11 protein-coding genes are annotated in these 15,090 nt (G+C 59.6%); 5 read left to right on the top strand and 6 right to left on the bottom strand.

Features of this window, described 5'->3' with window-relative positions; all coding sequences use genetic code 11:
- The first annotated feature begins 2 nt into the window (after nt 1-2).
- Nucleotides 3-674, top strand: coding sequence for a GNAT family N-acetyltransferase (locus KI231_RS29375; protein ID WP_213027018.1), 672 nt, complete (start codon nt 3-5; stop codon nt 672-674).
- Nucleotides 675-774: 100 nt separating this feature from the next.
- Here the strand turns inward: KI231_RS29375 and KI231_RS29380 are convergent, their stop codons facing one another.
- From KI231_RS29380 to KI231_RS29395, 4 genes are all read right to left on the bottom strand, one after another.
- On the bottom strand, nt 775-1,053 hold the full coding sequence (locus tag KI231_RS29380; protein WP_095191927.1) for a helix-turn-helix domain-containing protein: 279 nt from the start codon (nt 1,051-1,053) through the stop codon (nt 775-777).
- Nucleotides 1,050-2,402, bottom strand: a complete 1,353-nt coding sequence (locus KI231_RS29385; protein WP_213028856.1) for a HipA domain-containing protein — start codon at nt 2,400-2,402, stop codon at nt 1,050-1,052. Before KI231_RS29385 ends, KI231_RS29380 begins: the two co-directional genes overlap by 4 nt.
- Before the next feature lie 206 nt (nt 2,403-2,608).
- Complete coding sequence (locus KI231_RS29390; RefSeq protein ID WP_213027019.1) at nt 2,609-2,974, bottom strand: DUF6124 family protein; 366 nt, start codon at nt 2,972-2,974, stop codon at nt 2,609-2,611.
- Nucleotides 2,975-3,377: 403 nt separating this feature from the next.
- Nucleotides 3,378-4,277, bottom strand: coding sequence for a homocysteine S-methyltransferase family protein (locus KI231_RS29395; protein WP_213027020.1), 900 nt, complete (start codon nt 4,275-4,277; stop codon nt 3,378-3,380).
- A 112-nt stretch (nt 4,278-4,389) separates the two neighbouring features.
- On the opposite strand from KI231_RS29395, the gene KI231_RS29400 reads away from it, so the two are divergent.
- From KI231_RS29400 to KI231_RS29415, 4 genes are all read left to right on the top strand, one after another.
- The gene (locus tag KI231_RS29400; protein WP_213027021.1) at nt 4,390-5,211 is read left to right on the top strand and encodes an ABC transporter substrate-binding protein; all 822 of its coding nucleotides are present in this window, start codon (nt 4,390-4,392) and stop codon (nt 5,209-5,211) included.
- Nucleotides 5,208-6,044: an amino acid ABC transporter permease gene (locus tag KI231_RS29405; protein ID WP_213027022.1), complete on the top strand. Its 837-nt coding sequence runs from the start codon at nt 5,208-5,210 to the stop codon at nt 6,042-6,044. Before KI231_RS29400 ends, KI231_RS29405 begins: the two co-directional genes overlap by 4 nt.
- 85 nt (nt 6,045-6,129) lie before the next feature.
- Entirely contained in the window at nt 6,130-9,087 is a 2,958-nt protein-coding gene (locus KI231_RS29410; RefSeq protein ID WP_213027023.1) for an autotransporter outer membrane beta-barrel domain-containing protein, read from the top strand.
- 198 nt (nt 9,088-9,285) lie between these two features.
- Nucleotides 9,286-11,541: an autotransporter outer membrane beta-barrel domain-containing protein gene (locus KI231_RS29415; RefSeq protein ID WP_213027024.1), complete on the top strand. Its 2,256-nt coding sequence runs from the start codon at nt 9,286-9,288 to the stop codon at nt 11,539-11,541.
- Between the two features lie 200 nt (nt 11,542-11,741).
- Here KI231_RS29415 and oadA read toward each other — a convergent pair whose 3' ends face one another.
- Together oadA and KI231_RS29425 are read right to left on the bottom strand one after the other, a co-directional pair.
- Complete coding sequence (oadA, locus tag KI231_RS29420) at nt 11,742-13,550, bottom strand: sodium-extruding oxaloacetate decarboxylase subunit alpha (protein ID WP_123536726.1); 1,809 nt, start codon at nt 13,548-13,550, stop codon at nt 11,742-11,744.
- An 11-nt stretch (nt 13,551-13,561) separates the two neighbouring features.
- Complete coding sequence (locus tag KI231_RS29425; RefSeq protein WP_025112637.1) at nt 13,562-14,977, bottom strand: acetyl-CoA carboxylase biotin carboxylase subunit; 1,416 nt, start codon at nt 14,975-14,977, stop codon at nt 13,562-13,564.
- Nucleotides 14,978-15,090 lie beyond the last annotated feature (113 nt).

Here is a 15,090-nt window from a genome sequence, read left to right on the forward strand (position 1 = left end):
GCATGACTGCTTCACTTGCTGACTGGAAAGGCGTTCCTGCCCCCACGACCAAGCTGCTCGAAGGACGCTTCATCCGCCTGGAAAGACTCGACCCGGCGCGCCACGCCGACGAGTTGTTCAACGCGCTGCAAGGTCCCGGCGCCGATCCGAAACTCTGGGATTATTTGCCCTACGGCCCGTTCCCCGAGCGCGGTGTGTTCAATGACTGGCTGAACAATCACGCAGCCAGCAGCGACCCGTATTTCTTCAGCGTCATCGACCGCGCCAGCGGCCAGGTGCAAGGCATCCTCAGCCTGATGTCGATTGTTCCGGCTCAGGGCCGCATCGAAATCGGCCACGTCACCTTCGGCGCACCGATGCAGCGTTCGCCGAAGAGCACCGAGGCGGTTTACCTGCTGGGCAAATACGCCTTCGAGCTGGGCTATCGTCGCCTCGAATGGAAGTGCAACAACGGCAACGCCCGCTCCAAATACGCGGCCGAGCGTTTGGGTTTCAGTTTTGAAGGCGTGTTCCGCCAGCACATGGTGGTCAAGGGGCAGAACCGCGATACGGCGTGGTATTCGATTCTGGATGGTGAGTGGCCGGCGATTGCGGCGGGGTTTGAGCAATGGTTGAGTGATGAAAACCAGACACCGACCGGGCAGGTGAAAGGCTTGGTCGAGTGCCGTTCTTAACCTTTTAAAAGCAAAAAATCGCAGCCTGCGGCAGGCCCTACATTTGCCTTGTGCAGGAGCTGCCGCAGGCTCGGGCCGCGTTCGGACGATGTTTTGATCTTTAACTGATATCTCGCCGAATCCGCACAACGCCCATCTTCATCCCAAACGGACGAAACACGGCGTTCAGCGACTTCAGTGTCTGATTACCTTCACCGTGTTCGATGTGCACCAAGGTACGCACCGAGATTTTGCACATTTTCGCGAACTGGGTTTGATGCAACCCCGTCACTTCTACACGTAAGCGGCGAACGGCTTCGCCGATCTCAAGCGTTCCCTGTGCCAGCGCTTCCCGTATGTTTTCAATAAGCACAGTGCGTTCGGCAACGGTCAGGCTCATTTCAGATCCCACTCTTTCAATCGCTGCTCCAGATTCTTCAATGCGATGCCTGGGTGATTCATGGTTCGGTCCGGCAGGCCGCTCTCGGTCAAAATATCGGGAAGGGCCGCAAGGCGTCGTGCATCCTGACGAAGGCGCTCGAATGAATCCGGCGCATCGGCCAAAGCAGCCAAGGGATCATCCGGGTCTGCAATATCAGCCAATGCACGACAAACGCCTCGCCAATCGACATCACCCGCTCTTTCCAACGCTTTCGGCCACTTAGTCGTACGGGTAACGCCTTCATCGTCCATGACCATCGGCGCCAAGTCATAAATGGGCGCAAGTCGAAACGAACTTGCCCCACGAATAATCGCGGTATTGCGGCCATGGTTATCCGAGTTACCGAGAATTTTGTTGATCAGATCCCGACGCAAGTAGTCCGCCACCAGATCAGGAATCTGATCCGCTTGCCCTGCCTCACGCCATAGGCCGGCAAGCATGCGAATCACGTCCAAATGGTCCATCGCGCTGCCTGGCGTTGTCACGTTAGCCAGCGAATAAATAGATTCGACCGCGTAACGCTCAACACCTTGAGCCGTTACCCGACGATCAAAACGCTGCATCCACAAGCTGGGTTTCGTCGCCTCTTCCAGTGCCAGCCCTTGTGATGCGACCGTTTCAATGCCTAATGTCTGCAAGGCCCTGTAGTAGTGGAACTCACTTCGCAAGATGTCCTGATCGGTCCGGTTGCCTTTGTTACGGGCAAATTTCACAAACCAGTGCTGACTGACCTCTGAATCCTCAAGGACTGCATCGGGGAACAGGAGACCGGCCTTGTTCTCTGCCAACAAAAGCTTCGGTGCTTCCCCCCCCGCCCCCGTCGCGCCGCCAATGGCTGCACCCAGTTCATAGGCGTACTCGAGAAACCGGTTGTCACGCAGGATCACGTCCTGACGCTGAAACCCAATGGGCTCTCGCTCATCCACAGATTCGGCAGACTCCTTTATCCGCATGTTGCCGATCGGTGCCGCTGTACTTCGACCCAACAGATAAAGATCGGCGCTGATGCCTGCGGGTTTTTCTTGCCCCACACGAGCAAGAAGAAAACGTTTCGCCGCACCGGCAGGAGCGATGTCATGGATGAAGGCTGGCACAGCGGATCTCCGGCTATCCCATTCCAATGGGAACCGTACACTCACAGCTTTTGAGAACGGCGAACCGAGGGCATCTAAGTTATCGACGAGATAAGTGGTTTGATACCCGAAATCGCAGCGACTTTCGAAACCCTTTTCGGGGTTAGTGAAGCTCAGAACCATCGCGTCATGCCATTGCCCAACCGCGAATATCTGTAATGTCAGGTTGTACATGAGCTTTTCACCTGCATTTAAATGCATTTTTGCGAAGAATCTTTCAGCCATAAATGCAATATAGTGCATATTTTGTCGAAGCTTATAAGCTCATCTGCAACAAAATGCAGATACGCCATGACCTATGCCAATTAAATCAAGCAGCAATAACGTATTTCCCAACCAGTGCGCTGGTAGCACATGCGCATGTGCCGCCAGCGCGTTGATCACTCCGTGGGCACTAACCTGTCCAGCACCCGATTGACCGCCAACTCTGCCAGCATCACCACCTGAGCGATGCCTTGCAGGGTTTTGCGGTGGGTACCTTCAACCTGCGCGATATGGTTGTTGATGATGACGGTGGCCGAGCCGAGGGTTTCACTGGCATCTGCCAGCAGGGACTCGTTGTCGGCCTCGAGACTTGCCATGTACAGCGTGTTGGGTTTGTAAGGCGCGGCCATGATGTCGGCCGCCGATGTGCCGAGATAGTGGTCGAGGGCGCGCTCGGCGGCTTCGTGGAATTTCTTTGAGTCGGGCGATTCGTAGGGGGATGTCGGGTCGGTGACCGGCGGGTTTGGCGTTGGTTTGAACATGGTGACTAACCTCTGTGAGGCCGCCATCTTTTCACCGCTAAGCGAAAGGGTGGCGGCTGTGCGCAAGTTAGCGGACCGGTAGTCACCAAAAACCCGGTGCACCCGAAGGTGCCATGCGCACAGCCACCATCAAGTGCAGGCGAATGCCTGACTGGATAGATATGTGCAACCGTAGTGACTAGCCGGGCCGCTAAGCCCGATCACTGGAAATCAGTGATGCAAACCAAGTTACGCAGCCAGCCAAAGGCGCACAAGCCGGCGGATTCTGGTGCATGCGTAGGCAGCGGCGCAAGGATTTGTAGGTCGCAAGACGTAAAGCCAACAGGCTTTAAACAAGAGCGACGACAGAGGTTTACTGCACCAGAATAATTGGCGATTTATCTGTCGTATCAGCCCTCTTCTCTTAACCGAGTTTCTGCGCCAACACCGCAATGTGCTCCGGGCCGATCCCGCAGCAACCACCCAAATGACTGGCACCACGCTGCTGCCAGTCGAGCGCCCAATGCAGATAACCCGGCGGATCGAGATCTTCGCGCAACGGGTCTAGTCCATCATTGGCCGTCGCTTCTTTCGGCTGTGGCGGGAACGCATTGGCATACGCGCCGATGTGAATCTTCACCCCCAGTCGTTCGAAGGTTTCGCGCGCCGCATCAATCGCCGCGCCGATCACTTCCGGCTGACTGCAATTGAACAACAGCGCCTCGACGCCCAACTCGGCGGCCACCGCAGCCGCTTCGGCCACCGGCTCGCCGGAGCGCAAGCGCGGCACTTCGTCGGTATCTTCGTCCTTCAAGGTAAACGACAGCCAGAACGGTTTACCGTCCTGCGGCAGCCCGGCGTGAATGGCGCGCGCCTCGACGATCGAGCTCTGGGTCTCCGCCAGCCACAGGTCCACGTGTGGTGCCAGGCCCTTGACCAACGGGTTGAGCAATTCGGTCACCCGGGACGCCTCGAACAGATCCGGGCGATAAGAGCCGAACAACGGCGGCAAGGAACCGGCCACCCGCACGGCTTTGCCCGACGCCTGCACCGCACGCCGTGCCAGTTCACCGGCCAGTGCCGCCAGCGCCTGACCTTCAGCGGCGAAACGTTCTTCGCCGATGTGGAACGGCACCACCGCGTAACTGTTGCTGGTGATCACATTGGCACCGCTGTCGATGTAGGCGGCGTGTACCGCTTCCACCGCTTGCGGCGCTTCGCTCAACGCCAGGGCTGACCACTCTGGCTGCCGGAATGGCGCACCGGCGCGTTGCAACTCACGGCCCATGCCGCCATCGAGAATAATCGTGCTTGCTGCGCCCATATGCTTTTCACTCATATGCTTATGAAAATAACTCACTACCAGAGTCGTTCTTATAACTATTTAATACGCACCATTCGGTTAATAACAACCTCTTTTTTTCCAGGGATCGACTGTGAAATTTCAACCACTACTGGCCCTGGGCCTGACGATTCTGGCTGCCTCCACCCAAGCCTTCGGCGGCACCACACTGGATCGTGTCGAGCAGAAAAAAGAGCTGGTCGGCGTACTGATGGAAAGCTATCCGCCCTTCTCGTTTCTCAACGAGCAAAACCAGCTCGACGGCTTCGATGTTGAAGTCGCTAAAGCCGTGGCGGACAAACTGGGCGTGAAACTGCGGCTGGAAACGCCGTCGTGGGACGTCATTGCCGCCGGCCGCTGGAGCGGGCGCTACGACATCTGCATCTGCTCGATGACCCCGAGCAAGGCCCGCGCCGAAGTGTTCGACTTCCCGGTCGAGTACTACGCCTCGCCCGCAGTGATCGTGGTCAACGCCAAAGACGATCGTATCCACGGCGCCAAGGATCTGAGCGGCAAGAAAGTCGGCCTCACCAGTGCCTCCAGCTACGAAAGTTATCTGAACAAGAATCTGGTCATCGAAGGCGCTGAAGACACGCAGTTGCAGTACCCGTTCGAAGATGTGCAGATCGCCCCGTATGACACCGACAACGTCGCCTTCCAGGACTTGGGCCTGGGTGCCGGCGTGCGTCTGGATGCGATCCTCACCAACCTCGTCACTGCGCAGCCACGCCTGAATCAAGACAAACGCTTCAAACTCGCCGGCGATGCGCTGTACTCGGAGCCGAATTCGGTCGCCATCGAAAAGGGTGACGCGCAATGGGATGCCAAAGTCCGTGAGGTCTTTGCCCAACTCAAACAGGACGGCACCCTGAGCAAGCTCTCGCAAAAATGGATCGGCGCCGATATCAGTCAATGACTTCTTTCCCGACACCTCCAAAGCCACCGCAACCGGTGGCTGAATCACGCCTGCGACGGTTCTTCGGGTTCCGTACACGGTTGTACCTGACGTGGGCGGCGCTGTTCTGTCTGTTCGCCGGATTCTTCCTGAGCTTCGACCTGAAGTTCTCGATCATCCTCGACAAGCTGCCCAATCTTGTCGGTCTCAAGCTTGCACCCAATGGCTTTCTGCAAGGCGCGGCGCTGACGCTGTTTCTGTGCGTGTGCTCGATTGTCGCTTCGTCATTGCTGGGCTTCGTCACGGCGCTGGCGCGACTGTCGAAAAGCGCGGTGGCGTTCGGCATCGCCAGTTTCTACGCCTCGTTCTTTCGCGGCACGCCGCTGCTGATTCAGATCCTGCTGATCTACCTCGGCTTGCCGCAATTGGGCATCGTGCCCGGCGCTATCGTTGCCGGGATCATCGCCTTGTCGTTGAACTACGGCGCCTATCTCAGCGAGATTTTCCGCGCCGGCATCCTCGGTGTTCCCTATGGCCAACGCGAAGCGTCACTGGCTCTGGGCATGCGCGACTCCGTAATTCTCTGGCGCATCACGCTGCCCCAGGCGATGCGCACGATCATCCCGCCCACGACCAATCAGTTCATTTCGATGCTCAAGGACTCGTCGCTGATTTCGGTGATGGGCGTTTGGGAAGTGATGTTTCTGGCGCAGTCGTATGGCCGTTCAAGCTATCGCTACATCGAGATGCTGACGACGGCGGCGATCATTTACTGGCTGATGTCGATCGGTCTTGAGCTGATTCAGGCGCGCATGGAACGGCATTACGGCAAGGCTTACGTGCGCCGTTCCTAAGGTGAACGGCAACGTAACAGACATCATTCTGTAAAAACCCATCGCTATACAGGACGGCCCGTCTCTAACAAAAGGCCGTCCTCTCATGCCCTTCCCGCCGCAGCGTCTGTCGCTCGCAATCGCTCTGTTGATTTCCGCCACCGCCGCCCACGGTAAAACCGTACAGATCGACACCGCCACCACCGCCGCACAAACCCTCGGTGGCAGCGACACGTTGACGATTTCGGCGCCGGGCAGTATCACCAACAGCGGCAAGACCGTGAGCCTTAAAGACAAAACCAGCGGTGCCGGCGTGGTAATCGATAACGCCGGCAAAATCATCTCCACGGGCGGTCGGGCCATCGACAGCAGTGGCGACCTGACCCAGGCGCGCAATTACACAATCTACAACCGCAGCGGCGGGCAGATTCTTGGCGCCAACGACGCCCTGCGCATCGACAGCAACTTCGTCAGCGGCAGCCTGTTGATCGACAACAGCGGCATCATTCGCTCAACCACCGGCCAAGGGCTGGATCTGGATGCACTGCGCAGCGACGGGGTGAAAACCACCATCATCAACCGCACGGGCGGACTGATTCGCGGCGACGCCAGCGACGGCATGAAGACCGGCGCCAACGCGACGATTACCAACTACGGCGAGATCTCTACGGGTGACTCGCACAATGCCGACGAGAAATTCGACGGCATCGACATAGACTCCGCGAGCGGCGTCAGCGTTACCAACTACGGGGTGATTTCCGGCGGCCGCCACGGCATCACCACCGACCTCGGTGCAACGCTGGTCAACTACGGGCAGATCACCGGGCGCAACGGCTCCGGCTTCGGTTCCGATGGCGACGGTACGGTGATCAACCACGGCACCATTACCGGCGCGTATTCCGGCTTGCAAGCCAACGGTGACGGCGATGGCGTAGACATCGACAAGATCGCCCACATCGAAAACTACGGCACCATTCAAGGCGTCGGCGCCGGCGGCGTCGACAAAGGTGGTTTCGCCAATGGCAGTGAGGGCATTGCCCTCGGCGGCGGCTACATTCTCAACGCCAGTGGCGCACTGATCAGTGGTGCCAACAGCGCCATTCTGGTGGACGACGGCAGCGGCGGTTCAGGGCTGGCGGCGACCACACTGGAGAACTTCGGCACCATTCAGGGCCTCGACGGTTTTGCCGTGAAGTTCGTTGGCGAGTTCGCTGACAACGTCGTCAACGGCGGCACCATCAGCGGCAGCAATGGCCTGGCGCTGGATCTGGGAGGCGGCAACGACAGCCTGACCTTGCGCCGTGGCAGCCGCTTCGTCGGCGCCGTGGACGGCGGCAGCGGTTACGACCGAGTGGTGATGGACGACGCGGCGGGTGGCAGCTTCGGCGACAGTCGTAACTTCGAATGGCTGGAAGTCAGCCAAGGCGCGTGGACGCTGACCGGCAAGGGCGATTTCAGCGACGGCGGTGCAGTGCGCAACGGCGCGACCCTGATCAATCAGGGCAGCATTGCCGGCAACCTGAGCGTGGATGCCGGCGGTGTCTATGCCGGTGGCGGCTCGGTGGGCAGCCTCAACGTCAACGGCACATTGCGTACTGACACCGGCCTCGGTCGCGCAACGGTTGTGCATGACTTGAACATGGGCAGTGCGTCCACCCTCGCCTACGGCGTCAACGCCGACGGCAGCAGTGCGCCGGTGCAAATCGGCGGCACGGCCAATCTCAATGGCGCGACCCTGGCGGTGAACCCCGGCAGCGGCACCTATCCGTGGCAGAGCCATTACACCGTGCTGCAAGCGGCGCAGGTCAACGGCACCTTTGGCAAGGTCACCAGCGACTACGCGTTTCTCACCCCGACGTTGGCCTATACGCCGACTCAAGTCGACCTGACGTACACCCGCAACGACGTCGCCTTCAATAACTTCGCCGCCACCAGCAACGGCAGCAATGCCGCCAACAGTCTGGCCTCGATGGGCACGAGCAACGCCCTCTACAACGCCCTGCTCAACACCACCCAAAGCACGGCGGGTGCAGCGATCGAGCAACTGGCCGGCGCCAGCAATGCCAACCTGACCAGCGCCACCCTCGGCGCCAGCAGTCAGGTCGGCAGCAGTATGCTCTCGGCGATGCAGCAAATGGGCGGCAGCCCGGGCTTGATGGTCGGCCTCGATCAGCGCGACACCCCGGTGTTGGCAGCGAATGGCGTGCCGTCCGCAGCGCGCAACCTGAATGATCCAAACGCTCGCGGCCGACTCTGGCTGCAAGCGATCGGCGGCTACGGCAAGCTTGACGGCGAACACGGCAGCAGCGGTCTGGAACAACGCACCAAGGGCAGCGTGCTCGGCGCTGACTGGTCTCTCAATCCGCAATGGCGCCTGGGCATACTCGGCGGTTATTCGAAAACCGACCTGGACGCTACTGGCATCGATGGCAACGTCGAGAGCTGGCACGCCGGCGTTTATGCCTTGCATCAAAACGGCCCGATGGCTTTGCGTCTCGGCGCGGCCTACAGCGGCCATCAAGGTGAAAGCAAACGCACCATCGCCTTCAATGGCTTCAGCGATCGCCCCAAAGGCGATTACGACGCCGACAGCCAGCAAGCCTTCGCCGAACTCGGTTACGCCATGGGCAGCGGCCGCCTCAGCGCCGAACCTTTCGCCAACCTCGGCTACCAGCGCTACCACCGCGACAGCTATCGGGAAAAGGGTGGCGCGGCGGCGCTGCAAGTCGACAGCCAGACCCAGGACAACTTCAGCAGCACCTTCGGCCTGCGTCTGGCGCACCTGAGCAGCCTGGACAACGGCATGAGCGTGACACCGCGAATGGCCGTTGGCTGGAAGCACACCTACGGTGATGTCAGCAGCTCGACGCGTCAGGCCTTCGTGGTTGGCGGCACGGCGTTCAGTGTCGATGGCAGTTCGCTGGATCGCGACAGTCTGGTGTTGGAGGCCGGGCTGGACGTGGGAATTTCTGCGCGGCATACGCTGGGCGTGGGGTACAGCGGCGAAATCGGCAGCAACAGTCGCAATCATGGGTTGATTGGGCAGTGGCAGATGAGCTTTTGAGTTTGAACAGTCGGCGAGGTCCGGGTTGGTTGTAGGAAAAGGGATCGGTGCAGCCGAGTAAAAGCACCGGTTGGTACCACCGTGGCGATTTTCTACAAAACGATCCGACGTCGCCTGCAAGGCTGCGGGAAGTAGCCGACATCGGATTTTCTGGCGCATCAATAGAGTTGGGTCTCCTGTCAAAAGAGGCCGAACTTGATGCCCGTTCAACATCGATACAAACCACAACACCTGGCTTTGGCCATTGCGCTGGCACTTGGCGGCGTAGAGCTTGCGAACGCACAGCTACCTTCGCAAATGACTGACTCACCTGTGATCATGGAAGTCCCGGAACTGCCGGAGGCCACGCCATATGAAGCGGCTCTTCAAAGGCTTAAAGATTTTTCCACCCATATAAACACCGTTCCAATCTCCTTCGACTCGCCCGAAAGTACTTTCCAGGGCACTGCTATCAACGATTTCATCGTTCTCAAAGACGGTGCCAGCTTCAGTGGTCGGCTGGACGGTGACGGGGGCGTAAACTACCTGGTACTCGACGTCACTGACGGCGGAACGATCAAAGACACCCGTAATTTCAATGGACTGCATCTCCTGCATGGAGACTGGACATTGAGTAGCAAGGGAGACTTCACGGAAGGCGTGTTGGTAGATCGCGACGGCACACTGACCAATCTTGGCAGCATCGAGGGTGGTGCTATCAGCGTCGGCAAGCTTTTCAACAAGGGAAGCATCAAAGGCGATGTACATGTCGAGACGGGCGGCAGTTTTGCAGGTAAGGGGACGGTAAGAAACCTGCACGTTGAAGGCCTGCTCACCATCAATGGATTGCATGGCAGCCCCCGGGTCAAAGGCGATTTGAGCCTGTCCCGGACAGCCGAGCTGGCCTACGAGGTCACCCCTGAGGGCCGTGGCCAGACGATCAAAGTCGACGGCACCGCCGAGCTTGGTGGCGCCACCCTGAAAATCGTTGCGGCGCCAGGGGAATATCCAGCAACCAGCCCGTACAAAATCATCGAAGCCGCCAAGATTGAAGGTGAGTTCGGCACGATCCAGAACGATCTGGCTTTCATGACGGCCACAGCTCAATACAACAAAAAGTCTGTCGGACTGACTTACGCCCGCAACGATGTACCGCTGAAAAGCGTCGCCACTACGGACAGTGGTCGTGCGGTGGCAGAAAGTATTGTCGAGCCGATGGTGCCATCGTCTTCCACACCGTCGGCACCGCTGACGGCATCAGCTCCCCTACCAAATGCGGATACAGCGTCAGCTTCAACAGCAACGGCTCCCGCTTCCGATTCAGTGACTGCTCCTGCTGCAACCTCAGTTTCATCACCCGCTCAGGATGAATTCGTGACTGCGCCGGTCAGCGAAGCTGTCGAAGCGCCGGCCTCAGCACCGCAAAAACCCGCCAACAACGCCGTCGCCGCGATACTGGCCAGCGACAGGAAAACAGCCTCCATCGCCCTCGAACAACTCGCCGCCGGCAGCAACGCCAACCTCGCCAAAGCCACGCTGAACAGCATCACGCCCGTGAGTACCAGCATGCTGTCGGCCATGCGCCAACTGGATAACCGCTCCAACACTACGCGTGGTTCCGGCAACTCACCTCGCCATGCGGCGGGCGGTGCAGATTCCGGACGAGTCTGGGTTCAGGCCCTTGGCCATGGCGGCAAGGTCGACCGAGACTACGACAGCACCCTCAAACACGCTACCCAAGGTCTGGTCATGGGCGCTGACTGGCGGCTCAATGAGCAATGGCATGTCGGTCTGCTGGGCGGCAAATCCCAGACCCGACTCGATGCCCGCCAGTACGACGGCGACCTCGACAGCTGGCACCTCGGTGCCTACGCCGTGCGTCAGGACGGACCGCTGGCACTGCGCTTGGGCGCCACCTATGCCAGCCACGACGGCAGCAGCAAACGTCGGGTGGCGTTCAAGGGTTTCAGCGACAACCTTAAGGGCGACTACGACGCGAACACCCAGCAAGCCTTTGCCGAACTGGGCTTCAATCTCGGTCGTAACAACGTAACGCTGGAACCCTTCGCCAGCCTCGGCTACCAGCGCTATCAACGCGACAGCTACAGTGAAAAAGGTGGGGATGCGGCGCTGAAAGTGTTCGGGCAAACCCGTGACAACCTCAGCAGCACCTTTGGCCTGCGCACGGCGCAGATCAACCGACTGGACAACGGCATGAGCCTGACACCGCGACTCAGTGCCGGCTGGAAACACACCTTCGGCGAGCTCGACATCGATACACGGCAACAGCTGGTCAAGGGTGGCAAGCGTTTCGAAGTGGCCGGTGCGGCGCTGGATCGCAACAGCCTAAGCGTCGATGCAGGACTTGACCTCGGACTGTCAGCCAATCACACCGTAGGTCTGGGCATCACTGGTGATTTCGGAACGGAAAGCCGTACTCACAGCGTGATGGGCCAATGGCGAATGGCATTCTGATGGTCTGAACGCCTTCATTGCAGGAGTGAGCCTGCTCGCGATGACTGAGTGTCAGTCGCTATAAGTGTTGGCTGATCCGTCGCTATCGCGAGCAGGCTCGCTCCCACAGGGGAATTGCGTGATTCAGAAAAATCCCGGGCGAAAAAAAGGGGAGCACCATGCTCCCCCGAGGTTTAAAGCGTTGGATCGCGGCTGTTATCTCAGCCTTCGATCTCGATCAGGATTTCGCCCGGGTTCACCCGGTCGCCTTTAGCGACGTGGATAGCAGTGACCTTGCCGGCAATGGCGGCCTGGACTTCGGTCTCCATTTTCATGGCTTCGGTGATCAGTACTGCCTGGCCGGCCTTGACGGTGTCGCCTTCCTTGACCAGCACATCGACGATGTTGCCCGGCATGGTGGTGCTGACGTGACCCGGCGCGGACGCCTGTTTGCGTTTGCTGCTGCCACCGCCGACGAATTCGTTGAGCGGCTCGAACACCACCTCTTCCGGCATGCCGTCGATGGACAGGTAGAAGTGACGCTTGCCTTCAGCCTTCACACCGACACCGGTGATGTCGACGCGGTAGGTTTCGCCGTGGACGTCGATGACGAACTCGGTCGGTACACCTTCGCCACCTGCCGACGCCACTGCACCAGCCTCGGGAATCGGCAGCAGCACTTCCGGCACGAGGGTGCCGGCGGCACGTTCTTCGAGGAACTTGCGGCCGATGTCCGGGAACATGGCGAAGGTCAGCACGTCTTCTTCCGACTTGGCCAAGGCGCCGATGTCGGCACGCAGCTTGGTCATTTCCGGCTTGAGCAGGTCGGCCGGACGCACGTCGATAACCTCTTCGCTGCCAATGGCCTGACGACGCAGTTTTTCGTTAACCACGCCCGGTGCCTTGCCGTAGCCACCTTGCAGGTAAAGCTTCACTTCGTTGGTGATGGTCTTGTAACGCTCGCCGGCCAGCACGTTGAAGAACGCCTGAGTGCCGACGATCTGCGAAGTCGGGGTCACCAGCGGCGGGAAGCCGAGGTCTTCACGCACGCGCGGGATTTCCGCCAGCACTTCGCCCATGCGGTTCAGTGCGCCCTGCTCTTTCAACTGGTTGGCGAGGTTGGAGATCATCCCGCCCGGCACCTGGTTGACCTGCACACGGGTATCGACAGCGGTGAACTCGCTTTCGAACTGGTGGTACTTCTTGCGCACAGCGTAGAAGTACAGGCCGATTTCCTGCAGCAATTCCAGATTCAGGCCGGTGTCGTACTCGGTGCCTTTGAGGGCAGCGACCATCGACTCGGTGCCCGGGTGGCTGGTGCCCGAGGCGAAGCTGGAGATCGCGGTATCGATGTGGTCGGCGCCGTTTTCGATGGCCTTCAGTTGGCACATGGTCGCCAGGCCAGCGGTGTCGTGGGAGTGGATGAACACTGGCAACGACTGCTCGGCTTTCAACGCCCGGACCAGCTCGCCGGTGGCATACGGAGTCAACAGACCGGCCATGTCCTTGATCGCCACCGAGTCGCAACCCATGGCTTCCATTTGTTTGGCTTGCGCCACAAAGGCGTCGATGGTGTGCACCGGGCTGGTGGTGTAAGCGATGGTGCCTTGGGCATGTTTGCCGGCCGCTTTCACCGCTTCGATGGCCACGCGCAGGTTACGCACATCGTTCATCGCGTCGAAGATGCGGAACACGTCAATGCCGTTGACCGCAGCCTTGGCGACGAAGGCTTTGACCACGTCGTCGCTGTAGTGGCGGTAGCCCAGCAGGTTCTGCCCGCGCAGGAGCATTTGCAGGCGGGTGTTAGGCAACGCCGCACGCAGTTGGCGCAGGCGCTCCCACGGGTCCTCTTTCAGAAAACGTACGCAGGCATCGAACGTCGCGCCGCCCCAGCATTCCAGCGACCAGTAGCCGACTTTGTCGAGCTTGTCGCAGATCGGCAGCATGTCTTCGGTGCGCATGCGGGTGGCGAGCAGCGATTGGTGAGCGTCGCGCAGGATGGTATCGGTGACAAAAATCTTCTTGGACATTGTTGTATTCCTCACAGGCCTGCGTGGGCGGCGATGGCGGCGGCGATGGCCAGGGCCAGCTCTTCGGGTTTGCGCTTGATCGAGTAGTTGGTCAGTTCAGGATGGCTTTCAACGAAGCTGGTATTGAACTGGCCGCTACGGAATTCCGGGTTGCGCAGGATTTCCTGATAGTAGGCAGCGGTGGTTTTCACGCCTTGCAGACGCATGTCGTCGAGGGCGCGCAGGCCACGGTCCATCGCCTCTTCCCAGGTCAGCGCCCAGACCACCAGCTTCAGGCACATCGAGTCGTAGAACGGCGGGATGGTGTAACCGGTGTAGATCGCCGTGTCGGTGCGCACACCCGGACCGCCGGGGGCGTAGTAACGGGTGATCTTGCCGAAGCTCGGCAGGAAGTTGTTTTTCGGGTCTTCGGCGTTGATGCGGAACTGGAGCGCGAAGCCACGGTGCTGAATGTCTTCCTGCTTCACCGACAGCGGCAGGCCGGAGGCGATGCGGATCTGTTCGCGGACAATGTCGATCCCGGTGATTTCTTCGGTGATGGTGTGTTCCACCTGCACCCGGGTGTTCATCTCCATGAAGTACACCTCGCCCTCGGCGAGCAGGAACTCCACGGTGCCGGCGTTCTCGTAGCCGACAGCCTTGGCCGCACGCACCGACAGGTCGCCGATGTAGGCGCGCTGTTCCGGGGTCAGTTGCGGGCTCGGAGCGATTTCGATGAGCTTCTGGTTACGGCGCTGGATCGAGCAGTCCCGCTCGAACAGGTGCACGACGTTGCCAAAGCTGTCGCCGAGGATCTGCGCTTCGATGTGCTTGGGATTGACGATGCATTTTTCCAGGAACACTTCCGCCGAACCGAAGGCCTTGGTGGCTTCGGAGATGACGCGGGGGAAATTCTGTTCGAGTTCTTCGCGGCTGTTGCAACGACGGATACCGCGACCGCCACCACCGGAAGTGGCCTTGAGCATCACCGGGTAACCGATACGGTCGCCCTCGGCCAACGCCTCTTCGATATCGGCAACGTTGCCTTCGGTGCCCGGCGTCACCGGTACGCCGGCCTTGATCATGCTGCGCCGGGCTTCGGTCTTGTCGCCCATGCGGCGAATGACTTCTGCCGAAGGGCCGATGAATTTGATGCCGCGCTCGGCGCAGATGTCTGCCAGCTCGGCGTTTTCCGAAAGGAAACCGTAACCGGGGTGCAACGCATCGCAGCCGGTTTCAACCGCCAGGTTCACCAATTTGCGCGGGTTGAGGTAACCGGCCAATGGCTCGGCACCGATGCTATGGGCCTCGTCCGCACGCTTCACATGCAACGCATGACGGTCGGCGTCGGAAAAAATCGCAACCGAGCGAATGCCCATTTCGGCGCAGGCCCTCACGATTCGTACGGCAATCTCACCACGGTTGGCGATCAGGATCTTTGTTATCACTTGGAGGTTCCCTTGAGCCGGTGGCACCACGACCTGCTAGACCCAGGTCGACGCGTGACCAAATGTTTCAATTTAGTCGCAGGTCCACACTAGCGCTCATGAGGGATTAACAA

It is taken from the genome of Pseudomonas sp. Seg1 (assembly GCF_018326005.1).
Lineage (GTDB): Bacteria > Pseudomonadota > Gammaproteobacteria > Pseudomonadales > Pseudomonadaceae > Aquipseudomonas.